Source organism: Pedobacter sp., from assembly GCF_037719805.1.
GTDB lineage: Bacteria > Bacteroidota > Bacteroidia > Sphingobacteriales > Sphingobacteriaceae > Pedobacter.
In genome coordinates this window covers 719,656-743,221 of sequence record NZ_JBBJLZ010000002.1, presented here as the reverse complement: position 1 = coordinate 743,221, position 23,566 = coordinate 719,656, and the positions used below count along the sequence as shown (strand labels likewise).

At 42.2% G+C, this 23,566-nt stretch carries 22 protein-coding genes, 1 tRNA gene and 1 other RNA gene; 8 read left to right on the top strand and 16 right to left on the bottom strand.

Annotation, left to right across the window (positions count from 1 at the left end; genetic code table 11):
* Positions 1-6: 6 nt before the first annotated feature.
* Genes WKF66_RS08270 through WKF66_RS08260 form a run of 3 tightly spaced genes read left to right on the top strand, consistent with a single transcriptional unit; the run spans position 7 to position 4,570 of the window.
* Positions 7-1,590 (top strand): RagB/SusD family nutrient uptake outer membrane protein, encoded by a 1,584-nt coding sequence (locus WKF66_RS08270; protein ID WP_489673956.1) that lies wholly within the window; start codon positions 7-9, stop codon positions 1,588-1,590.
* Positions 1,591-1,615: 25 nt separating this feature from the next.
* A complete protein-coding gene (locus tag WKF66_RS08265; RefSeq protein WP_489673955.1) occupies positions 1,616-2,830 on the top strand; it encodes a glycan-binding surface protein in 1,215 nt (404 codons plus the stop codon).
* 3 nt (positions 2,831-2,833) lie between these two features.
* The gene (locus WKF66_RS08260; protein WP_489673954.1) at positions 2,834-4,570 is read left to right on the top strand and encodes an alpha-L-arabinofuranosidase; all 1,737 of its coding nucleotides are present in this window, start codon (positions 2,834-2,836) and stop codon (positions 4,568-4,570) included.
* 123 nt (positions 4,571-4,693) lie between these two features.
* Here WKF66_RS08260 and WKF66_RS08255 read toward each other — a convergent pair whose 3' ends face one another.
* Entirely contained in the window at positions 4,694-5,449 is a 756-nt protein-coding gene (locus tag WKF66_RS08255) for an Ig-like domain-containing protein (RefSeq protein ID WP_489673953.1), read from the bottom strand.
* A 170-nt stretch (positions 5,450-5,619) separates the two neighbouring features.
* Positions 5,620-6,198 (bottom strand): dihydrofolate reductase family protein, encoded by a 579-nt coding sequence (locus WKF66_RS08250; protein ID WP_489673952.1) that lies wholly within the window; start codon positions 6,196-6,198, stop codon positions 5,620-5,622.
* Positions 6,199-6,409: 211 nt separating this feature from the next.
* Between WKF66_RS08250 and WKF66_RS08245 the strand changes: the two genes are divergently transcribed.
* A complete protein-coding gene (locus WKF66_RS08245; RefSeq protein WP_489673951.1) occupies positions 6,410-7,021 on the top strand; it encodes an alpha-ketoglutarate-dependent dioxygenase AlkB family protein in 612 nt (203 codons plus the stop codon).
* Between the two features lie 398 nt (positions 7,022-7,419).
* On the opposite strand, the gene ssrA is transcribed toward WKF66_RS08245, so the two are convergent.
* The 3 genes from ssrA to WKF66_RS08230 all read right to left on the bottom strand — a co-directional run bounded on the left by ssrA (position 7,420) and on the right by WKF66_RS08230 (position 9,507).
* Positions 7,420-7,785, bottom strand: a transfer-messenger RNA (tmRNA) gene (ssrA, locus tag WKF66_RS08240).
* A gap of 28 nt (positions 7,786-7,813) precedes the next feature.
* Positions 7,814-9,016: a pyridoxal phosphate-dependent aminotransferase gene (locus WKF66_RS08235; RefSeq protein ID WP_489673950.1), complete on the bottom strand. Its 1,203-nt coding sequence runs from the start codon at positions 9,014-9,016 to the stop codon at positions 7,814-7,816.
* 62 nt (positions 9,017-9,078) lie between these two features.
* The gene (locus tag WKF66_RS08230) at positions 9,079-9,507 is read right to left on the bottom strand and encodes a DUF1573 domain-containing protein (protein WP_489673949.1); all 429 of its coding nucleotides are present in this window, start codon (positions 9,505-9,507) and stop codon (positions 9,079-9,081) included.
* Between the two features lie 131 nt (positions 9,508-9,638).
* Here WKF66_RS08230 and WKF66_RS08225 point away from each other — a divergent pair, with 131 nt between their 5' ends.
* The gene (locus WKF66_RS08225; protein WP_489673948.1) at positions 9,639-12,065 is read left to right on the top strand and encodes an alpha-ketoacid dehydrogenase subunit alpha/beta; all 2,427 of its coding nucleotides are present in this window, start codon (positions 9,639-9,641) and stop codon (positions 12,063-12,065) included.
* A 10-nt stretch (positions 12,066-12,075) separates the two neighbouring features.
* Here WKF66_RS08225 and aroC read toward each other — a convergent pair whose 3' ends face one another.
* The 6 genes from aroC to WKF66_RS08195 all read right to left on the bottom strand — a co-directional run bounded on the left by aroC (position 12,076) and on the right by WKF66_RS08195 (position 18,066).
* Complete coding sequence (gene aroC, locus WKF66_RS08220; protein ID WP_489673947.1) at positions 12,076-13,164, bottom strand: chorismate synthase; 1,089 nt, start codon at positions 13,162-13,164, stop codon at positions 12,076-12,078.
* A gap of 13 nt (positions 13,165-13,177) precedes the next feature.
* Positions 13,178-14,431 (bottom strand): 3-phosphoshikimate 1-carboxyvinyltransferase, encoded by a 1,254-nt coding sequence (aroA, locus tag WKF66_RS08215; RefSeq protein ID WP_489673945.1) that lies wholly within the window; start codon positions 14,429-14,431, stop codon positions 13,178-13,180.
* Positions 14,432-14,452: 21 nt separating this feature from the next.
* Positions 14,453-15,595 (bottom strand): chorismate mutase, encoded by a 1,143-nt coding sequence (locus WKF66_RS08210; protein ID WP_489673944.1) that lies wholly within the window; start codon positions 15,593-15,595, stop codon positions 14,453-14,455.
* 44 nt (positions 15,596-15,639) lie between these two features.
* On the bottom strand, positions 15,640-16,473 hold the full coding sequence (locus WKF66_RS08205; protein ID WP_489673943.1) for a prephenate dehydratase: 834 nt from the start codon (positions 16,471-16,473) through the stop codon (positions 15,640-15,642).
* A 310-nt stretch (positions 16,474-16,783) separates the two neighbouring features.
* The gene (aroB, locus tag WKF66_RS08200; protein WP_489673942.1) at positions 16,784-17,860 is read right to left on the bottom strand and encodes a 3-dehydroquinate synthase; all 1,077 of its coding nucleotides are present in this window, start codon (positions 17,858-17,860) and stop codon (positions 16,784-16,786) included.
* Positions 17,860-18,066: an RNA-binding S4 domain-containing protein gene (locus WKF66_RS08195; RefSeq protein ID WP_489673941.1), complete on the bottom strand. Its 207-nt coding sequence runs from the start codon at positions 18,064-18,066 to the stop codon at positions 17,860-17,862. Before WKF66_RS08195 ends, aroB begins: the two co-directional genes overlap by 1 nt.
* A gap of 88 nt (positions 18,067-18,154) precedes the next feature.
* Here WKF66_RS08195 and WKF66_RS08190 point away from each other — a divergent pair, with 88 nt between their 5' ends.
* Positions 18,155-19,345, top strand: coding sequence for a proline dehydrogenase family protein (locus WKF66_RS08190; protein WP_489673940.1), 1,191 nt, complete (start codon positions 18,155-18,157; stop codon positions 19,343-19,345).
* Positions 19,346-19,375: 30 nt separating this feature from the next.
* Here WKF66_RS08190 and WKF66_RS08185 read toward each other — a convergent pair whose 3' ends face one another.
* A complete protein-coding gene (locus WKF66_RS08185) occupies positions 19,376-19,618 on the bottom strand; it encodes a DUF4143 domain-containing protein (protein WP_489673939.1) in 243 nt (80 codons plus the stop codon).
* A gap of 102 nt (positions 19,619-19,720) precedes the next feature.
* Positions 19,721-19,794 (bottom strand) — tRNA-Ile (locus tag WKF66_RS08180).
* Positions 19,795-19,846: 52 nt separating this feature from the next.
* Between WKF66_RS08180 and WKF66_RS08175 the strand changes: the two genes are divergently transcribed.
* Positions 19,847-20,497 carry an HAD family hydrolase gene (locus WKF66_RS08175; RefSeq protein WP_489673938.1) on the top strand — a complete coding sequence of 217 codons (651 nt, stop codon included), beginning with the start codon at positions 19,847-19,849 and terminating at the stop codon, positions 20,495-20,497.
* Here WKF66_RS08175 and WKF66_RS08170 read toward each other — a convergent pair whose 3' ends face one another.
* Positions 20,498-20,908 carry a c-type cytochrome gene (locus WKF66_RS08170; protein WP_489673937.1) on the bottom strand — a complete coding sequence of 137 codons (411 nt, stop codon included), beginning with the start codon at positions 20,906-20,908 and terminating at the stop codon, positions 20,498-20,500. It abuts the gene before it with no gap.
* A gap of 126 nt (positions 20,909-21,034) precedes the next feature.
* Between WKF66_RS08170 and WKF66_RS08165 the strand changes: the two genes are divergently transcribed.
* A complete protein-coding gene (locus tag WKF66_RS08165) occupies positions 21,035-22,081 on the top strand; it encodes a glycoside hydrolase family 43 protein (protein ID WP_489673936.1) in 1,047 nt (348 codons plus the stop codon).
* Here the strand turns inward: WKF66_RS08165 and WKF66_RS08160 are convergent, their stop codons facing one another.
* The gene (locus tag WKF66_RS08160) at positions 22,082-22,492 is read right to left on the bottom strand and encodes a response regulator (protein WP_489673935.1); all 411 of its coding nucleotides are present in this window, start codon (positions 22,490-22,492) and stop codon (positions 22,082-22,084) included.
* Positions 22,482-23,561, bottom strand: a complete 1,080-nt coding sequence (locus WKF66_RS08155; RefSeq protein WP_489673934.1) for a hybrid sensor histidine kinase/response regulator — start codon at positions 23,559-23,561, stop codon at positions 22,482-22,484. Before WKF66_RS08155 ends, WKF66_RS08160 begins: the two co-directional genes overlap by 11 nt.
* Positions 23,562-23,566: the final 5 nt, after the last annotated feature.

The window sequence follows — 23,566 nt, the reverse complement described above, 5'->3', positions numbered from 1 at the left end:
ACAATTATGAAAAATATAAAATTGCTGCTTAGCACCATCGCCATTTTGATTGTAGCAGCCGGTTGTAAAAAAGACTTTTTAGAGCGCATTCCGTTGGATGCTGTAACTATTGACAATTTTTATCAGACAGAGGGTGACTTAAGAAAAGTGACTGGAGCCTTATATGGTTCTCCATGGTTCGATTATAATGATAAGGTGCTTCTTTTCATCGGGGATGCCTTGTCCGGCAACCTTGGTGGTGGTAATGCCGGCTCCTGGAACAGTTTTGCAGTATCATCAGGCGAAACCGGAGTCAACGAGGGTTGGCGTTCTTTGTACCGCATCATTGCACATTGCAACATGAACATCATCTATTTCAATGAAAAGGCTTCAGCTTCTATTTCTGCAGAATCAAAAAATGCAGCCATAGCTGAACTAAAGTTCTTAAGAGGAACGGCTTACTTCCAACTGGTGCAACTATGGGGAGCGGTGCCGATTATTGAAGACAACAGGACACTGGTAGATATGCCTTCCAGACCAAGAAATACCATTAAAGATATCTATCGTTTCATCATTAATGATTTGCGTTTTGCTTCAGAAAACCTAAGAGTGGTAAAAGATGCAGGACGGGTTAACAAATGGTCGGCTGAAGGTATGTTGGCTAAAGTATACCTTACAAGATCGGGTTTGAAAGATGATGGCACTGGCAATGGAAACGGTATGCGAACACAGCTTTACCTGGACAGCGCTAAATATTATGCTGGCGATGTGTGTAAGAACAGTGGTCTAAATCTGATGCCTGTCTATACAGATCTATTTAAAATTGCGAATAACAACAATGACGAATCACTTTTCGCCTTACAATGGGTAGGTAGTACGACCTATGGTATCGGCAACTCTACCCAATCTTACTATGCTGCCGAACCGAAGTTAACGGGAGTAGGAAATGGCTGGGGGGCAGCCAATACCATAAGTATTGACCTGTTTTCGAATAAGTTTGTAAGCGGCGATACACGCCGCAAAGCAACTTACATGCAGAGCGGGGACGTCTATCCTGAGTTGCTGAAGGCAACTGGTGGTTATACGGTAACTAGTACCACCCCTAATCTGAAGAAATATATTGTTGGTACCCCGGCTGATAATGATGGCAAAGGTGTTTTCTTTTTATCGACAGGCATCAATACGTATATGCTGCGTTTAGCCGATGTATACCTGTTATATGCAGAGGCCATCTGTGCCAATTCATCATCCACAGCTGATGCTGATGCACTGTTATATTTTAACAAGGTGCATACAAGGGCAGGTCTAACTGCCAAAACTGGTAGCCTGACGATTACGGATATCCTTGCAGAAAGACGAATTGAACTTGCTTTTGAAGGCCAGTATTGGTTTGATCTACTTAGACAGCACGACATCAATCCTGCTCAGACAATCGCTAGGTTGGCTAATCAGGATAGAGGAACGGTATCTTACAATTCAACTACCAATACTACCGTATATACAAGCAAAAAAGTAGCGCCATCTGAATCAGCTTTTAAATTGCCTTATCCTGAAGCTGATGTGGTCACCAATCCATTGCTTAGAGATGCACCGGTACCTTATTACAAGTAGATTATTCAATCCAAAATCACTAAAGATGAAAAACTTAATATTCCACCGCCATAAATTACAATTGTTTATTATACTGATCGCGCTTGCCTGCTTTACGGCCTGCAAGAAAGAGAATACTTACAGCAGTAGCGACGCCCCGGTAATCACCCGGATCAGGGCCGTAAGCGCTGCTCCTAACGATTCTACGCTGACTAAGGTACTACCGGGACAACTGGTGGTAATTCAAGGAGACAATCTTCTTGGCGCAACAGCAGTCTATTTTAATGGCGTGTCTGCGACTTTTAATGCCGCTTTGGTAGCTAAAACGAACCTGGTGGTTACGGTACCTGAGCCGGACTTTTCAAAACCTGTTGCCGGTCAGGAAAATACAATCAGAGTGGTTACCAATGCTGGGGAAACTTCTTTCAATCTGCCCCTAGTACCACCGCCACCGACGATCACAGGTGTAGATTATGAATATAGAGCTGCCGGACAAGTGTTAACCATCTATGGTCAATACCTTTATATGGTTAGTAAAGTAGCTTTTACCGGGGGTGATGGGACTAATATTGTCAGCAACGCTACGGGCACTTCGCTGCAGGTAACTATCCCTGCGGCTGCTACCACTGGAAGAATCGTCTTAAGCACTAAAGGTGGCTCAGTATCTTACGCAAGCTACAATGACAGAGTAACAGGAATGTTTTCTAACTTCGATGATATTAATAAATTCCAATATTGGTCGGCTTCACAAACAAACGATGCCACGCTGTTCCCGGGTGGTACTGGCAGTTATGTACAGATGAAGTTTGACAATGTAGGCATCAATGATCAGGCATGGTATGATGGAGGAAGGTCAATCAATATGAATGATGGTGAGTGGGTGCCAGCTGCCAATATCTCTGATCCTACGACAGATTGGGCGTTGAAATTTGACATTTATGTAAAAGAAGCATGGAAGACTGGTGCTTTGCTGATCCGTACAGATTCCTATACCTATATGGCACGTTATGAGCCTTGGAAAACAGCCACGGGTGGTTCTTTTACTACGGCGGGCTGGACTACGGTTACCTTACCACTTTCTAATTTCAAGAAGGAAGCTGCTGGTTTCCAGGGTACGGGTGAGGCTATTCCTAATTTGAGCACCTTGCTAGGTGCGAATGGCACAAAGGCGATGTCATTTATGTTCTATAATGATTCTTCAACGCCAATTGCCAAGTTTGATGCTGCGATCGATAACATCAGGATCGTTAAAATTAAATAGTACATGAGCAGGAAATTGTTATTTCTGGTGGGAGTGATCGCTTTGTCGGCCAGTTCCTGCAAGAAAGATAAAACGACCAAGGCAGAGAATTTGCCTGAGGTCGTCAACCCACCTGTTACACCGGTTACTCCGCCTACAGAAGCTGCGCTAGCGGCCTCTGTAGGCTTTTTTCTGGATGATTGGCAAGCACGGACTTTTACTGCGCCTGCTTTTGCTGAGATTGCAAAACCTACTGCTGCAGCAACAGTAAATGTCACGGTGGATTACAGTAAGACACTGACAAAGGTCTCCAAATACCTGTTCGGTACCAATGCGAATACTTACATCGGGCAGATGGTCAATGAACCGATTTTGATCAACCACTTGAAAAATCTGTCACCCAATGTGATCAGATTTCCAGGAGGAAATCTGTCCAGTATCTATTTCTTTAATGCGACCAACGGGGTTAATCCAGCTGATGCGCCCGGCAAGCTGTATGATACTAATGGCAACCCGGTAGACGCCGGTTATTGGTATGGTAAGAATACAGAGAGCTGGACCTTATCTCTGGAAAACTATTATGCGATGCTGCAACAAACCAACACCAAAGGGATTATTACGGTCAACTATGGCTATGCCCGTTATGGCACGAGTGCACATCCCGATCAAGTAGCTGCTCACCTGGCCGCGGATTGGGTACGAGCTGACCGGGGAAGAACGAAGTTCTGGGAGATTGGTAACGAAAGCAGTGGGCCGTGGCAGGCCGGATGGAAGATCGATGTCCGTTTGAATAAAGACGGTCAGCCGGAGATTATTGACGGCGAGACCTATGGAAAGCATTTCAAGGTCTTTGCAGATTCAATGCGTAAAGCAGCTGTTGAAGTGGGCGCACAGATTAAGATTGGCGCACAACTTGTTCAGCATGACCCTGTTAGTTCCTGGAATATGGTAGACAGAACCTGGAATACCGGTTACTTCAAACAAGCGGGCAATGATGCGGATTTCTACATTGTACATGACTATTATACTCCATTGGGTGAGAACACAAATGCGGTAACAATTTTGAATTCCCCGGTCGGTATTAGCAAGTCTATGATGGATTGGATGAAAACGACCACTCAAAGGGCAGGGGTGCCACTCAAACCAATTGCACTCACAGAGTGGAATATCGGAGCAGAAGGCAGTAAGCAGATGGTTTCTCACGTTGCAGGTATCCACGCGGTGATGGTATTGGGAGAGCTGATCAAAAATCAGTTCGGTATGGCGTCAAGATGGGATATTGCTAACGGCTATAACTATGGCAACGACCACGGGATGTTTAGTTTAGGCGACGAAGGTAATGGCGTAGCTAAATGGTCGCCTAGACCCGCGTTCTACTACCAGTACTTCTTCCAGCGCTTTACAGGTGACCGAATGGTCAATAGTACTGTATCAGGTACTGAGGATGTACTTTGCTATGCATCTGGCTTTAGTTCAGGTGAAGCAGGTATTGTTTTGGTCAACAAAGGTACAAATGCTCAGGTGACCAATGTTAGTATCAATAACTTCAATGCCGGCAAGCGATATTATTATTATGTGCTTACAGGTGGCACTGATAATGGCGAATTTTCAGGAAAGGTGTTGATCAATGACAATGGTCCTGAAGGTGCAGCCGGTGGGCCGTTGACCTATCAAACGCTTTTGGCAAGATCAGTGGCTATATCAGGCGGCATAAATATCACTTTACCACCAAGGTCTGTGGTTTTTGTTGCTGCGGAATAGTATTGCCAGTACAGAAAACGGGCGATTAACCCTGCTAGCTGGAACATTGCAGCTCATCTGATCTAGTTTGGCAAAAGACAATAAAAAATGCCCCAAAGGTCTTAAAAAGCTCTGGGGCTTATTTTATTTTAGTCCTTCTTTTAGTTCTATAGACTTTTGCTCGATTAGTATCTTAGCTTCTTTTAAACTAATATTCGCGACAGCTCCATTTGTATTTTTGACGTAGATGGCTGTGAATCCGATGCCGGTAGTTTCACCAATCGCGACAAGTGTGCTCCCCTTCGCGAAATACACAGTGTCATCGTCGTCTCCAACTAATGTATACCGCTCCAAGTAAAAGGTACCGAAGTCTTGTGGAACAATGTTAGCAGTATTAAATACGACTATTGAGCCCTCCAATAAATTGTTCTTGAAGCTGTAAAATATGTTGCTGATCTTGGTATTCTCCCCATTATACATTAAAGAGGTTGCATCTTCACCACCTGTGGCCAAAGTTCTGGTTTCTTTAGATTTGACATTGGCTTTAGTGAAAGTGAAATCAATGTAGGGCTCTGTGAATAAAGTCGAATAGGGGTTAATAGTTATTTGGGAAGTCAGCGTTTTCCCATCTTTAGTGGCCGTCACTGTCGTTTTGCCAATACGTTTACCTTTAAATAATCCCGATGTTTCGATTGTCCCGATGGTTACATCACTTGATTTCCAGACATAAGTAGATTCATCAATGTCATTGTTTCCTTGTTTAACGGAGAACTGGTGCTCTTTGTCGTAATTCAACGTGAGTTCGGTTGCGTCAATTGTACTTTCAGGAGTAGACTCCTTCTTACTGCAAGCGCTAAGGATGAGAGAGAACGCTACAAGCGTTAATAGATGTTTTTTCATTGCTTTTTTTAAATAAGGTATAAATAAAAGTAGTAAAATATACTCATATCCTTCTTATGAAAAGCTTCAAAATATCGGTTGTGAAATAAAGAGAGCCAGTATCACAAGCCAAGTAATATATATCGGTAGAAAGGCCGTAGAAGCAGGTACTGGCAAAAGACCAGCAGTAACTATACGTCTAGTGAGACCTTTATTGGTTCGTACTGATTGACAACGATTCCATTACTGCAATAAATAGAATCTACTAGCGTAAATGCCTGTCGACTCTTAAAAATGGACAGTCCGGAACCCAGGGCCGTAGGGTTAACAAACAAATGCAGTTCATCTATCAGCTGGCATTCGATAAGCTCAGAAACAAAGGTACCACCACCATACACAATAAGGTCTTTCCCCTGCTGCTGTTTCAATTTGTTGACTGCGCTTACCAGGTCGCCATTTTCCACCTGTACGTTTCTGCCGCTTATGTTTTTCATGGTTTTGCTGAAGACAATCTTTGGCGTATCCACAAATTTTTTCGCATAAGGATATTCGGAGCTGTCGGGCTGGTTGTCAACTACATTTTCCCAGTAGGTAATAAAACCAGCTGCCATCTTACGGCCCATGATGATGGTGTCCATACCATCAGTAAGCGTTTGGAGCCGCTCCAATTGACGACCATCCATTTCGGGTGACATCCAATCCAGTTCGCCGTTTTGGCCTGCAATAAATCCGTCTATCGAGATGTTTATCTGTAACTTAAGCTTTCTCATATTTTTGTTTTTGAAGCGTTCAAGTTAGTTAAAGCTAATAGGTTCTACTGTTTAATTTTCTTGCGAAATGGCCTGAGTGAAATACATAATGGTGGTCACAATGAAATAGTTGTTTTACCCTACTGGCTTAAATTAAGCGTAGAACGATTATTTTTGAAGAGTTATCGCGCATGTTGTACATATATGTGTGCTAAGTATAAAAATTTTAAAAATGGAACTGTTTGATCTGATTAGAGATAGTAGTGAAAACCTACTTCCCAAAGACGGAATTGTAAATTACTATGGGAAAATATTAGAGACAGCACAAGCTGACCAATATTTGGATACGCTGCTGAAAACCATTGAGTGGCGTAATGATGAAGCATTGATCTTTGGAAAAAGGATCATTACCAAACGGAAGGTGGCATGGTATGGCGAAAAGCCTTTTGAATACACCTACTCCAATATAACTAAGCTCGCCTTACCCTGGACTCAGGAACTGATTGAACTTAAGGGTATTGCAGAACAGGCCTGTGGAGAGATATTTAACTCTTGCCTTTTAAATCTTTACCATTCGGGTGAGGAGGGCATGGCATGGCATAGTGATGGTGAAAAAGATTTAGAAACAAATGGTGCCATAGGTTCAATAAGTTTCGGTGCTGAGCGGAAGTTCATGTTTAAACATAAAGAGTCAAAGGACACGGTGGTTTGCCAATTGGAACATGGAAGCCTATTAGTGATGAAAGATACTACTCAAACTCATTGGCTGCATCGATTACCGCCAACAAAGAAAGTTATCACGCCACGTGTTAATTTGACTTTTAGATCGATTGTGAATGGTTAAAACTGATTTACATCGGCTTTTAATAGCTAATTTCCTAGTACTACCTTAACAAGCAATGGTCTCGGATAGTTTGTGAGTTGCTGAGTATACGTAACTTCCTCCTTCCAATAGTCTGTACTTCTATGGGTATTTTAGATACTCTTTATCCATTCCATATTTTTTCTATGTCTTTGGAGCCGAAAGAAAGTATCATAGTTTCTTTTTACGTTACTAACGTCATAGATAAGTATAGAGATTGTTATATCAAGATTAAGCAGCGTATCTAGATACCAATTAGCCTTTGGTGGTCTCCTATGGAACTATTCTATCAACAAAGCCTATAGGTTCTAATTTCGATTAACGGCACATTAAGTGCTAAAAAAAATGGACAAGTGCAGAATTATCTGACTTGTCCATTTTTGTGGAGCCGAAGGGGTTCGAACCCTTGTCCAGTTGTGTGGCAAATTATGCCTTCTACATGCTTATTTTCCAATTGATTTTCGGGATCTGGCGGGCTGGAAACCGACCTTACCGTTCACCTTAGGTGCTTTATCTCACATCTGTACCACACCTTACAAATGCCAGCGTCGTTATTTCGATGCCCCGGATTCTAGCCTAACATCGCGGCAGCCAGAGGGACAAAAGCAAACTAATTCTAAATTAGGCTGCTAAGGCGTAGTTATTTTCGCCAATCAAAGTGTGAACGTTCTCTTTTAAGTGCTCTCCGTACAACGCACTGCATGCTAACATACGTACCTCCACCCTGTCAAATCCAAAACGGCCCCGTTTGTTATTATTGCAAAAGTACTAAAATTATGCCATAATTCTACCAGGATACTGTTTTAAAGCAACATCCAGACAGTCCATCGCTCTGTTAAGATCCTCAGTATTCAATACATAAGCCATTCTAACCTCGCTTTTTCCTGATCCTGGAGTCGAATAAAAACCTGTAGCCGGTGCCAGCATGACAGTTTCACCGTTGTGCTCGAAGCTTTCAAGCATCCACTGACAGAATTTATCGGAGTCATCAATTGGAAACTTCGCCACAACATAAAATGCTCCGCCCGGGTTAGGACAATAAACACCTTCTATGTTATTAAGCCTTTTCACAAGGGTGTCCCTGCGTAAGGTGTATTCCTTGTTCACTTCTTCGAAATAGCTATCTGGGGTGTCTACAGCTGCAGTTCCAGCAATCTGCTCGACCATACCAGGGCTGAGTCTTGCTTGCGCAAACTTGAGTCCGGATTGGATAACTTCTTTGTTTTTTGTTATTAAGCAACCAAGGCGTGCGCCACAAGCACTGTAGCGTTTTGAAACCGTATCCATGATGACTACATGTTCTGATAAGCCATCAAGGTGCATCGGAGAAATGAATTCCCTGCCGTCATAACAGAACTCTCTGTATGCTTCGTCAGAGAAAAGGAACAGATCGTATTTCAAACACAGCTCTTTCAATGCTTCCAATTCTTCTCGCGAGTACAAATAGCCAGTGGGATTGTTGGGATTGCAAATGATGATTGCTTTAGTCTTATCGGTTATCAGCTTCTCAAATTCTGCAATAGGGGGGAGTGCGAAACCATTCTCAATATAGGATAGAATGGGCTTAACAACCACGTTGCTCATGCAGGCAAAGCCATTGTAATTTGCGTAGAAAGGTTCAGGAATAATGATTTCGTCGCCTTCGTTTACGCAGGTTTGCATGGCAATGGTTATAGCCTCGGAGCCGCCAACTGTAACCAGGATATCAGCAGGTGTTATGCCATAACCTAACTTATTGTAATACTCTGCAAGTTTAGTACGGTAGCTCAACGTACCTTCAGAAGGTGTATATGCCCAAACATCAAAGTCAATGTTTTTAATAGCATTCAGCATGCCCTCCGGAGTGGCAATGTCTGGCTGACCGATGTTCAAATGATAAACTTTTTTACCCTCTTGTTTTGCCTTGTCGGCAAAGGGTGTCAACTTCCTGATGGGTGAGGCGGGCATCTGTACCCCTTTGTCTGAAATCTTAGGCATGGCACAAAAATAAAAAACCTCGTTGATTAACGAGGTTTTTTACAAAATATGTTTATTAAATATTATTCGGCAGCAGCTGTAGCAGCTCCAGGAGCAACCGTCTGACCTTTAATGTAAAGGTATTTGGTGCTGATTTTCGCATTTGAAGTAATGGTTACTGGTTTAGTAAATGGCATTGCAGTTGGAGTTGGCGTGTAAGTAACTTTAATTACACCACTTTGTCCTTTTTTAATAGGTGTTCTTGGCCATTCCGGAACGGTACATCCACAACTTGCAGATACGTTAGTAATGATCAGTGGCTTTTCGCCTATGTTTGTGAATTTGAATTCAACTGAAACCGGTTTTGTTGTTGGTATTTTACCGAAATCATATGTTTCCTTGTCAAATTTAAAATCCGGAGCATCAGATTGCTCAGCAGGTTTAGCGGTTTGCGCCTGAGCAGCAACTCCGATCCCTAAGACAAAGGCAAATAGTACGACTAACTTTTTCATTTTACTTGGGTTTTAAAACAAATTTAATGTTTTATACATCAAATCAAAAAGTATTCCAATATATAAATTAGGTCCCCCGCTTAAGTCATACTTTAGATTTTATGTATCTTTGTGATATAACCGATTTGCTTATGATGCCAGATAGTAAATTTACGACAAACCCAATCGACGCTTCCGAATTGAGTTTTGACGACTTCAAAACCATCGTCATCAACGACTACAAAATTGCCTATGAGAGCAGACAAGCTAGCTTATTAGGACGAAAGGAAGTGCTGACGGGTAAGGCTAAATTTGGTATTTTCGGCGACGGCAAAGAAGTTCCGCAAATTGCAATGGCAAAGGCCTTCAAAAATGGTGATTGGCGTGCAGGTTACTATAGAGATCAGACCTTTGCATTTGCAGCTGGTATTTGCACCATGAAGGAGTTCTTTGCTCAGCTATACGCTCATCCAGACCTAGAGGCAGAACCTGCTTCCGGAGGGCGACAAATGAACTGCCACTTTGCTACCCGCTCTTTAAACGAAGATGGAAGCTGGAAAGATCTTACCCAAATGAAGAATTCTTCTTCAGACATTTCTCCAACAGGTGGTCAGATGGCCCGTTTGGTCGGTCTTGCTTACGCCTCAAAGTTATATAGACAAAACAAGCAACTTGACTACCTAACCAACTTTTCAGTTGATGGCAATGAAGTGGCTTTTGGTACCATTGGTAACGCCTCCACCTCTGAAGGAGTGTTTTTCGAGGCCATAAATGCCGCTGGCGTGTTACAGATTCCCATGGCAATATCTATTTGGGATGACGCCTACGGTATCTCTGTTCCTGCTAAATATCAAACTACAAAAGAAGATATATCTGAAGTATTAAAAGGTTTCCAAAGAGAAAAAGGTACCGCAGGTATTGAGATCTATAAAGTAAGGGCCTGGGATTATCCTGCGCTCTGTGAATTGTATGAAACAGCTATCGCGGTTTGTCGCACAGAGCATGTGCCGGTAATGATCCATGTCACCGAAGTTACCCAGCCCCTTGGGCATTCTACATCCGGTTCTCATGAGCGTTATAAAGAGAAAGCGCGGTTGGAATGGGAGAAAGAGTACGACTGCATTGTTCAAATGCGCAAGTGGATGATTGAATCTGCAATTGCTACTGATGAAGAAATTACTAAACTAGAAGAAACCGCAAAGATATTTGTACGTGAAACTCAGCGTGAGGCCTGGAACGAATTTCTAGCTGCAATTAAGGTGGAGAAGGATCAGGCTGTTACCTTGATAGGTGCGGTTGCTAACGGAGATGCGGAGATTAAGAAGATTGCTTCACAGCTTGCTGCGACTGCTGATGCCTCAAGAAAAGACGTTATCTCTTCTGTACGTAAGGTGTTAAGACTGACTACGTCCCTGGATTCAGAGGAGCGGACTGCGCTGTTAGACTGGTACAACGCACAGGGTGAAATCAATGAAGATCGCTACCATACCAAGCTTTTTACAGATGGAGCAGAAAGTCCTTTATTGGTACCACAAGTTGCCCCTGAATACCTGGAATCAAGTAAAATGATCGATGGTCGGGAGATTTTGAATGCTTGCTTCGATGCTAATTTCGCGAGAGACATGCGTTTGGTGGCCTTCGGAGAAGATTTAGGAGCCATCGGCGATGTAAACCAGGGTTTTGCAGGCTTACAAAACAAGTACGGAGAACTGAGGATAACGGATACCGGGATCAGAGAGATGACGATTATCGGACAAGGGATTGGCCTTGCATTGCGTGGATTGAAACCTATCGCAGAGATCCAGTACATGGATTATTTGTTATACGCTTTAAATGTAATGAGTGATGACCTTGCCAGTCTTTCTTATCGGACTAAGGCAGGTCAGAAAGCGCCTGTAATCATCAGAACACGTGGTCATCGGTTAGAAGGTGTATGGCATTCTGGGTCACCAATATCGATGATTTTAGGTTCTCTGAGAGGTCTGCATTTATGTGTTCCAAGAAATATGACGCAGGCTGCCGGTATGTACAATACTTTGTTCAGGGCGGATGAGCCTGCGCTGATGGTGGAGTGCTTAAATGGATACAGACTAAAAGAAAAGCTTCCCGAGAATGTTGGCGAGTATACGGTGCCTCTTGGCCAGGCGGACTTGCTTCGGGAAGGATCAGACATTACCATCGTTTCTTACGGTGCAACACTTAAAATCGTAGAAGAAGCGGCTATAGAACTATCAACCCTTTTTGGTATTTCTGTAGAAATCATCGATCCTCAAACATTGATGCCATTTGATATTGATCACCAATGTGCAGAATCACTTAAGAAGACGAACAAGCTACTGGTAGTGGATGAAGATGTACCGGGAGGTGGTGCTGCTTACATAATGCAACACATTTTAGAAGAGCAAAACGGATATTATTACCTGGATGGTCAGCCAAGAACATTAACTGCTAAAGCACACAGACCGCCTTATGGGTCTGATGGGGATTACTTCAGCAAACCATCTGTGGATGACGTAGTAGAGGCGGTTTACAAAATGATGCATGATCATAACGCATCAAAGTTCCCCGCCATATTTTAACAGGATTAGTTTAGATTTTACTCACTTGAGTTCTTAAGAAGTGATCTGCTAAGACCAGGGCGGCCATTGCCTCGACAATGACTACGGCCCTCGGTACTACGCAAGGATCATGTCTGCCTTTGCCCTTGATCTCTGCTGCTTCACCAGCCGCATTAATCGTTTGCTGGTTGTGCATGATGGTAGCTACAGGCTTAAATGCAACTGTAAAGCTGATCTCCATGCCGTTTGATATACCGCCTTGCACACCTCCCGAAAAGTTCGTTAACGTTCTAGGTTGCTGGCTGCCAGACAAAAAGATATCATTATGTTCTGAGCCTCTCATTTCACTACCGGCAAAGCCAGATCCATACTCAAAACCATGAACCGCATTGATGCTAAGCATTGCCTTACCTAAGTCGGCATGAAGCTTATCAAAAACGGGTTCTCCTAACCCAACCGGACAATTCCTCACAATGCAATTGATCCTTCCACCAACCGTATCACCATCTTTTCGCACATTATCGATGAAATCAATCATTTGATTTGCCGTTGCTGGATCTGCACAGCGAACGATGTTTTCTTCTCTGACGGCCAATAGGTTCTCAATGGAATCACCGCTAAGGTTGGGTGCTACAATCTTCCCTACGGATGAAACGTGCGCAAATATCTCGACTCCATGGTGTTTCAGAAGCAGTTTTGCGATGGCACCAGCTGCCACGCGTGCAGCCGTTTCGCGAGCGGAAGAACGACCACCGCCACGGTGATCTCTGATTCCATACTTCGCATCATAAGTATAATCGGCATGGGAGGGACGGTAAACATCCGTATTGTGACTGTAGTCCTTACTGCGCTGGTCCTCATTTGGAATCAGCATCATAATTGGCGTACCTGTACTTTTTCCTTCAAAAGTACCTGAGAGGATCTGTACCGTATCACTCTCCTTACGTTGGGTAGTTATCTTAGATTGTCCGGGTTTCCGTTTGTCGAGTTCCGACTGGATGAAATCCAGGTCTATGGGTAACTGCGCCGGACAGCCGTCTAGTATGACACCGATGGCAACTCCGTGAGATTCTCCAAAAGTACTGATGCGAAATAACTGACCAAATGAATTACCTGCCATGTGTCTTTATATTTTAGTGTTCTTTAATTGTGAAACCTGCTTTTTCCAGATCTTTCCAGAAGTCGGGATAAGACTTTTCTACCACATCCATATCTTCCAGCTCAACGGTGTTAATGAGCAGTGCAATTGGTGCGAAAGCCATCGCCATTCTGTGGTCATCGTAGGTTTTAATGGTAACATGGTCGGGGAAGTGCAGCCCCTCGCAGTTTAAGCTATAAAACAGATCTTTTTCAATGAGCGAAACGCCGATCTTAGCCAGTTCATTTTGTAAAGCCAACACCCTGTCCGTTTCTTTAATTTTAAGGGTTTCCAGTCCAGTAAACTTTAAGTTTTTACCGAGGACAGCAGCGCATACGATGATGGTTTGAGCTAAATCCGGACAATCTTTCAGGTCCATCACCTCGTCTGAGAAGTTCTTTTCAGCCGTGTTCAGTATTATACCTTGAGTTGTTGACTCGGTTGAAACGCCAAAACTGTGCATGATTTGCCGGATGCGGCTATCACCCTGTAAACTTTTGTCTTTTAGATAGGGAAGGGTAATCTCTGCATTGTCAGCTAAGGCCGCGATGCTATACCAGTAAGATGCAGCACTCCAATCTGGCTCAACTGTCAGGACCGCTTGCTGGAATTCGTGCGGTTTTATCGTGATGTTTTTACCCTGCCATTCATGAGCAATTCCCGCCTCGGCGAGCATCTCTAAGGTCATTTTTACATAAGGAAGAGAGGTCAGTTCGCCCTCAATTTCGAGTGTTAGTCCCTTAGAGAGCGTAGGAGCGATCATTAAAAGCGCTGAAATGTACTGACTACTGATATCGCCTTTTATCTTAACTGAATTTGCAGACTGCTGGAGTGGCCCCTGTATTAAGATAGGCGGAAAGCCATTTTGTTCTGCATAAACGATGTCGGCACCAATGGCTTTTAAAGCTTCGGCTAAAATTCCTATGGGGCGCTGCTTCATGCGCTCAGAGCCTGTGAGTAGAAACTTGCCCTCTTTAGCAGCTAAAAAAGCCGTTAAGAAACGCATTGCAGTTCCTGCAGGTCCAACATCAACAGTTTGCTGATCTTCGGTATTTTGCAAAAGCCCATCGAGTATCCGTTTCAACGTAACCGTATCAGCTGCGTTCGACATGTTTTCAACTGCAACGAGGCCTTTGCTAAGGGCGCTGATGATCAGCGCCCTGTTACATTCACTCTTTGATCCCGTTAAGGTAATTTCCGTACGGATCTGTTTGTCGCCCGTAAAGGAAACAAGCGCATTCTTTATCATATTTTCGTCTGAACGGTCTGACTAAGATTGAACAGTATCTGTATGCGCTTCGGCAGCGATACCTTTTTCAGCCTGACCAGCGTTCATGATTTCAGTTTGTTTTCGAATAGATTCTCCGTGAACAAGCTCTAAAAACTTCTCAATAAAGCTTACATCTAATTTCAAGGCTTTAGCGAAAGAAGCACCTTTTTTAATGATCGCTTCCCAACGGTTAACCTGTAAAATAGTAACTTGGTTGTCACGTTTATATTCACCTATTTTGCCTACAAGAGCCATTCGCTCACCCAATTTCTGCAATAAAACGTCATCGATCTTATCGATTTGCTTGCGAAGGTCAGCCAATTGATCAACAAAAACTTCGTTAGCGGATTCTGGTTCGCGAATAGTAAGGCGATCAGCAAGCTCTGATAAAGCCGCAGGAGTTAGTTGTTGTTTAGCATCTGTCCAAGCCACTGATGGATCAACGTGGGCTTCGATCATTAGTCCTTGCATATCAAGATCCAATGCTTTTTGAGAAATGTATGGAATCAATTCTCTATTTCCACAAATATGACTTGGATCGTTAAGAATCGGTAATTCAGGACATAATGTTTTCAACTGTATGGCAAGTTCCCACATTGGTTCATTGCGGAAAGATGTTTTTTCATAAGAGGAGAATCCGCGGTGAATAGCACCTAATTTAGTGATACCAGCACCGTTGATTCTTTCTAACGCACCGATCCATAACTGCAGATCAGGGTTAATAGGATTTTTTACTAATACTGGGATGTCGACGCCTCTTAAGGCATCAGCTATTTCCTGAACAGTGAAAGGATTAACGGTTGAACGTGCACCAATCCATAGAATATCTACACCAGCAGCCAAAGCTTCTTCCACATGTTTTGCATTAGCAACTTCCACAGCTGTAGGTAATCCTGTTTCTGCTTTAGCCCTTTTTAACCACTCTAAACCGATACTCCCGATACCTTCGAATTCTCCCGGACGAGTACGTGGCTTCCATATTCCTGCTCTTAAAACAGATACTTTACCTGTCACAGCCAAAAGGTGGGCAGTAGTTAACAGTTGTTCTTCAGTTTCTGCACTGCATGGTCCAGAAATGATTAGTGGTTCATTTTTGATGTTTAACCAGGTGCTCAACGGCTGGATGTTTAATTCTATTTTCATTGTTTTGGGGTTTGTCTTGTTTTCTATTCTAGTTAAGGGAAAAGTTAAACTTTATCGTTTTTTTGGTATTCTCCCAGTATATTAAAGTTTGAGGTATATTTTAGTGTTTGTCTAATCGCCTTGTCGTACTTCTCAGTACTTGGCCATTCCAGATCGACGTAGAAGTAATATTCATTTCTCTTGCCTAATACCGGGAGCGACTGGATCTTAGTTAAACTCACTTCCTGTTCAGCAAAGATGTTCAGCACTGTAGCCAACGAACCTGGCTTGTGGCCGACTTGAAAGCATATTGATGCTTTATCAATTTCTTTCCCTTCATCTGTCTTTTCCTTTTTTAGGATCAGGAAACGGGTGTAATTCTTTTTGTTGGATTCAACACGGCGTTCTAAGATGTTTAATCCATAAAGCTCAGCAGCAAGACTATTGGCAATTGCCATAGTATCGGTAAGTTGCTCTTCCTTAATACGTTTTGCGCAAGCTGCGGTATCAGTGCTTTCTTCAATTTTGATGTGTGGGTAATCATAGAAGAAGTCAATACACTGACGAATAGCGATAGGATGGGAGGTCACCGTTTTAATGTCTTCAAATTTCACTCCTGGCAAGGCCATTAAGTGGAGCTGAATCGCTAAATACACTTCGCCGACTACCGAAAAACCGAAGTCCCTGATGAGCGTATAATTTGGTAAAAGGCTTCCGGCGATGGAGTTCTCAATCGCCATCACGACAAAGTCGGCTTCATTCTGCTCTAACTTATCGCAGGTTTCTTTGAAAGAGTTACACTCAACAGTTTCTATATCCTTTCCAAAAAACTTAAAAGCAGCTTCTTCGTGGAACGATGCTTTGATACCCTGGATAGCTACTCTTGATTTTGTCTTCATTTTTATGTTAATCGGTGGTGTTGTCTTAGCTTTAAACGCAAAAAAGTCCCGGCTTCAGGCCGGGACTTTCTTATACAATTATCTTAGTTGAATATGTGCATATCAGTCCCGGCTCTTACTAAAGTAATAGAAGTAACCAAACCAATATGTAGTGATGTTTTTCAAAATTTTCTCTTTTCGTTATTTCAAATGTACTAACAAAATTTAATTTGTCAATAGTTAATTAAAAAAAATGTTCAATTGTTTTAGCTTTAGGTATTGGATAGGCTTCAAACCACGATTGTTCCTTTACTAGTACCGGAACAAGTAGTTATCGCTTTAATGCCTTGATTTGTTCGTTAAAGTAGATTAGGCTGTCTAGAATGTCCTGGGTGGTTACCCTGCAATTGTAACTGCAAGCGCCGATATTTTTCAATAACGAAAACATGATGTGTCCATCTTCATTCTTTTTATCGCTTTGCATGAACTGAAGCAGCTTTGGATGACTTTTAGGCTTTATCTCGTATTTAGGGTATAGGCTCAATAAATAAGCGGTAATTTCAGCTAGCTCTTCTTCTTGTAAAGTGTTGTTTCTGACGGATAGGAATGCCTCGCATATCATTCCAATGGCGATTGCTTCCCCATGGTTTAACGGTTTTTTGTCGTTGATAAGCGAGTAAGTTTCTACAGCATGACCGATTGTGTGACCGTAGTTTAGGATCTTTCTCAATCCTCTCTCTTGTGGGTCGGCTGTTACCACTTCATTCTTTATCTCGACGGACCTATATATGGCGGCTGCGGCTACTTTTTTATAATCAGCTGATTTTAGCTCCTGAAAATACTTTTCATCAGCAATCAGACCGTGTTTAATCATTTCAGCAAATCCGGAAAGCATTTCTCTTACTGGCAGTGATTCCAGGAATTTGGTCTCGATAAAAACCGCCTGAGGTAGCGTAAAAGTACCTACCATATTCTTTACGTTGTCAATATCAATCCCTGTTTTTCCTCCTACAGATGCATCTACCTGGGACAATAGGGTAGTGGGGATGTTGATGAAGTCGATACCACGTTTATAAGTTGAAGCTACAAAGCCGCCCATATCGGTAATGACACCTCCACCAAGATTGATCATCAGACACTTCCGGTCGGCTTCAAAATCCAGAAGTGTTTTCCATATACCTATACAGAAGTCAATGTTTTTATTTTCTTCTCCAGGATCTGTTTCGATCAGGTCGAAGCCCGTATAATCATCAAGCATCTGCTGAAAAACCGGTAGACAGGCTTCAGCGGTGTTACGGTCTACAAACACAAACACTTTGCTGTATCTTTCAGAGCTGATGATATCTGCCAATGGCGCCAATTGTGTGTCAAAATGGATGGAGTGTCCGGCGCTGTCTAAAGTTTTCATTAAATCACCTTTATTTTCTGTCCCATAAAATCAATCACATCGCCAACGCGAACCTTCAATCTCTTGCGGTAATCGACTTTGCCATTGTATTTAACAAGCCCATCTTCTACGACAGTTTGTGCTTCACCACCACTTTGAACAGTTCCAGTTGCCTTAAGCAACGCTATTAGTGGTATAAATTCGCCTTCTAGTTTAAATTCCATCATCGTAAGAGCAAACTTACAATTATTTACAAAGTGTTTTACCTGTCCTTGCTATGGATTGCATATTTTTGCCGCAAAAGAATTTAACTTAATGAAATTGTCCCCCAAGAAAGAACTGAACTTTGACAATACTGAAATAGCTTTTAAAAATAAATCAAATGCTGAGTTGAACGCTGCTTACTTGCTGTTCAAAATAATCAGCAGTAATTTCCTTACGCGCGTTGGTCCGCCAATCACTAACTTTTTTCTAAATATTGGCCTTCCAATCAAGGGGATAATTAAAGCGACGATTTTTAAACATTTTTGTGGTGGAGAGACGATTGCAGAATGTGAGCATACCATTGAGCAATTAAACTCTGGTAAAGTGGGTACCATTTTAGATTACTCGGTAGAGGGGGAAGAAGAGGAAGCTGTTTTTGACTTTACCTGCGAGGAGATTATCAGAACCATTAACCGTGGGGCAGGAGATAGCCGCATTCCAATTACGGTATTCAAGGTTACGGGAATTGGAAGATTCGGTCTCCTGGAAAAGCTGGATGCTAAACAATCTTTGAATGCCGACGAACAGAAGGAGTTTGAAAGAGTTCAGCGCAGGTGCGAGAAAATCTGCAGAGCTGCCTTTGATACCAAAGTACCCGTGATGATCGATGCCGAAGAAACCTGGATACAGGATACTATTGATCAACTGGCTTTAGAGATGATGCGGTTATTTAATAAAAATGGCATCATTGTATACAACACCTACCAGATGTACAGGCATGATAAATTAGCCGATATGAAAGCAGATCACGAGATTGCCAGACGGGAAAGATTTATTCTCGGCGTAAAAATGGTTCGTGGTGCATATATGGAAAAAGAGCGCAGAAGAGCCGAAGAGATGGGTTATACATCACCGATACAGCCAACGAAGCAGGCTTCTGATGATGATTATGATGAGTCGTTACGTTATTCAGTAGCTCATCTGGATGAGATCGCGGTTGTTTGTGGGACACATAATGAACAAAGTTCAAAATTGTTGGCGCAGCTCCTTGATGAGTATCAAATTGACCACAATCATCCACATGTATATTTTGCCCAGCTTTTGGGAATGAGCGATAATTTGAGTTTCAATTTATCAGACGGTGGCTACAATGTTGCAAAGTATGTGCCTTACGGCCCTGTGAAAGCAGTAATGCCTTATCTATTTAGACGGGCACAGGAAAACACTTCGATAGCTGGACAAACGAGCAGGGAATTGGGGCTGATCATCAAAGAGAAAAAGCGTAGAAAGATTGCCGGCTAGGTTGGACGCTAATAGGCGCTATCAATCTGTTTAAAGTTTTAGCAGCTCTTCCATGATTCCTGTAAGAGGTATTGCCGTAACATTTTCTCCCAGCGGGAATTTATCTTGACCGGCATAAACAACAAAGCGCTTATCTGGAGCTATGTCCTGACAAGCCAGGTAATATCCTTTAGAGAGAGACGGCGAGGTGCTACGTTTAATCTCTGTCACCCATTTCTCCCGCCCGGAAAATTCCAGTACCAGGTCGATCTCCGCCCCGCTTATAATTACCATGCAAATTAAACATTAAATGTTGGATTTGCATGGTTCATATCAAATTGGTGCCACTAGACACTATAAATCAAAAAAAAGCCTCCCAGAAAACTGGAAGGCTTGTGGGCCATGATGGGCTCGAACCATCGACCAAAAGATTATGAGTCTTCTACTCTAACCAACTGAGCTAATGGCCCTGAAAAATCTATTAGATTTTGCGAGTGCAATGTTACATATTTGTATCGAATTATGGAAACAGTTTTAGCACAAAATATAAAAAACATTATTTTCGATTATGGCAATGTCATCTTCGAAATAGACTTCAAGAAGGCACAAAATGCGCTTGCACAGTTAGGTATCCCCAACATCGAATCTTTTTTCGGTCACAAAGGGCACAACGAACTTTTCTCTGACTTGGAAACGGGAGCGATTACTGCCGCCGAGTTCCGAACTGGAATTAGAGATGCAGCAAACAATCAGGACCTGACTGATGAGCAGATAGACAATGCCTGGAACAGTATTTTTGTTGGTGTGCCTCCCCGAGTGCATGATACGCTTTTGGAAATGAAGGGCAAATACCGAACGTTTCTGCTCAGCAATACCAATGAAATCCATTACAAATACTTCCTTAGTTACTTAAAAAGAGAGTATGCAATTGATAGCAACGACCACCTTTTTGAAAAGACATATTACTCACAGCTCATGTTTCTTAGAAAGCCGCATGTCGAAATCTTTCAGCGGGTACTAACAGAGAATGGACTTGTACCTGAAGAAACTCTCTTTATCGATGATAGTCCACAGCATCTAATAGGAGCAGCACATGCAGGTATGCATACATTACTGATGGATAGGAAACCAGCGGAACTTAGACAGTTCCTGATCGATCATAAGCTGCTTTAATTAAACCTTAGTTCTCGCAGGCTCAGTTTTCCCATTATGACACGTAATGCAGGAGATGGCGATCATCGCTTTTCCCTCTTTGTCTTTCATGTCATGAAAGTATTTCTTGTTGATTTTTGCCGTCATGCGCATCATGTAACGTGCAGTTTCTTTTTCCTGCTTTTCATCAGATGCAAAGTCCATCTTCTTTGGATTATCTTTCATTGGCGAATGACAAAATCCGCATTTTACACCCAGACCAAGCTTAAAACCATCCATCACCTTGTCAAGATCATCTTTGCTGATGTTCTTTGGCAACACCTTTAAATTTTTAAACTTAGGCTCCGCAGGTTGTTGTTTAGGCATAAATGCACTTAAACTAACAATCATTGCCAATAATAAAGTTAAGGTGATAGTTTTCTTATGCTGCATAGTCTCTAATTCTTGAAACTAATTAAAGCAACCCTTAAATAGCTGAAATTTAGAAAGCTTCAAGATAGACAGCTAATCCAACTGTAAATTTAGAATTTATGAGTATTTTAACATTTTATTACCACCATGAAACGTTTATACTCTATTTTTTTGCTGGTCTTTCCCTTTTTGTGGTTAACCAGTGGCGAAAGCTCCATTCCAACTGCCATTACCGAATCCCGGGAGTTCTCTAATCCTGTTCTTCCATCAGGGGCTGATCCATGGACTATATATAAAGACGGGTACTACTACTATACCAATACTAGCGGCAACAGACTAGAGATTTGGAAAACTAAAAACCTGGTTGACCTTAAAACGGCAGAACGCAAGGTGGTATGGAGGCCACCTCTGGGTACTAAGTATTCCAAAGAGATCTGGGCGCCAGAGCTGCATTATCTGGATGATAAATGGTATATGTACTTCGCAGCTGATGATGGGAATAACAACAACCATAGAATGTATGTCGTAGAAAACGCTTCAGAAGATCCAATGGAGGGCGATTGGGTGTTCAAAGGGAAAGTAGGGGATAGCTCAGACACCTGGGCTATTGACGGCACTGTATTCGAACATAAGAAGGAGCTGTACATGCTATGGTCAGGATGGGAAGGTACAAAGAATGGCCAGCAAAATATCTATATCGCAAAGATGTCTAACCCATGGACGATTTCTACCGAACGCCGGCTTTTATCGTCCCCTCAACTTGATTGGGAAAAAGTAGGTTCTTCTAAAGATCCTTATGTAAGTGTTAATGAAGGGCCACAGATCCTTACACATAAGTCAAAGATATTTTTAGTGTACTCATCGAGTGGTTGCTGGACAGATTCTTATAACCTGGGAATGCTGACTTTTACCGGAAAGAAAGACCTCTTAGATCCTAATTCATGGGTTAAGAGCAAAACGCCGGTATTTAGCAAGTCTGAACAAAACGGAGTTTATGCACCCGGTCACAATTCCTTTTTCAAATCCACGGATGGAAAAGAAGATTGGATCCTGTACCATGCCAACGACAGTCCCGGACTGGGTTGTGGTCGTTTTAGATCTCCAAGAGCACAACGCTTTACCTGGAATAAAGACGGATCACCGAACTTCGGAGTGCCTGTGAGCTTAGGAGAGCAGGTGAAGGCTCCCGAATAATTAAAGGATAAAATACTTTTTTAGCAGTTCTTCCAGTTCCTTTGGATACAAGGGCTTTTTCAACAGCTTGATCACGTTTGGATTAGCCTCTGCCTTCATTAAATCTCCAAAATCAAGGGTAGAAGAAAGAATCGCAATTACACACTTTTCTTTAACCTCTTTAGAGAACTTCTTAAAACTCTCCAGGAATTCAAAGCCATCCATATCTGGCATTTGAATATCCAATAATATGAAATCAGGTATCTCATCGAGCTGATGAATACGCTCGTTAATGTATAATAAACCTTCCTCAGCAGATTGGCAAAGTATGATTTCTTCGAAAAGTCCGGACAAAGTGATGAGTTTTGAATTGACCTTTAAATCAATCATATTATCATCAATTAACATTACTTTTCTTTGCTTATTTGCCATTCGGGATCGTGATTATAAAAGTAGTACCTTCTGAAGTATTGGAACTTACAGAGATTTTGCCATCTATCTTGTTTAAAGCTTCTTTAACAATGAACAACCCAAGGCCACTACCTTGATTGGTCTTGATCTTAAAGAATTGAGTAAAGATCTTCTCCAGGTGCTCATTCAGAATGCCCATTCCATTATCACTAATGGTAATCTCAGCTTCAGTTGGAGTAACCTGGATATGGATGTCAACCTTTTTATCAACTGAATCCTCTCTTTGATATTTTATTGCGTTAGAAATCAAATTGCCTAAAATCACCTCAATACGAAACGCATCGCCATAAAAGGCGATATCCTGTCTAATATCAGTGTGAAAATAAGTTTCCTTATCCGTGTAGGAATATAACTCAATCAGAGAAGGCACCAATGCTTCAAAATCAATTTCGGTATGTTCCGAAACATCCTTACTGTTTTTGTAGTATTGAAGCGTCTTCTGAACATAGTAGTCCAGCTTATTAGAGCAGGTTTCGATTAAACTCCAGTATTCTCCACTAGATTCAAACAATCCTTCCATCTTAACCAGATTAACAATCCCCATGGCAGAAACAAGAGGTGCTCTTAACTCATGAGAGATACTGTAGATAAACCGGTTTAGCTCATCGTTCGTTTTCTCTAACTCAGCTACTTTGTCTCTTAGATCAATCTTCGTCCGATATGCGTCATAGGCATTCTTAATGGAATTATGAAGCTCAAGGTCGTTCCAAGGTTTCGTGATGTACCTATAAATATCACCATGGTTGATCGCGTCTGCCAATGCCTCTATATCCGTATATCCAGTCAGTAGAATTCGTATTGGATCAGGATAAGTGTGTATAATGCTTTTAAAAAACTCAACACCTGTAGTCTGGGGCATCTTTTGATCCGCAATGATTACGTGCACTGAAATATTTTCAAGGATCTTTAGTCCTTCAGCAGCAGAATTTGCGGTATAAATTTCATACTGTCGTCTGAAACCAGCTTTGAAAGCATGTAGATTATTCTCTTCATCATCAATGTACAGTACCCGTACGGTCGTTGCATTCATTCTAC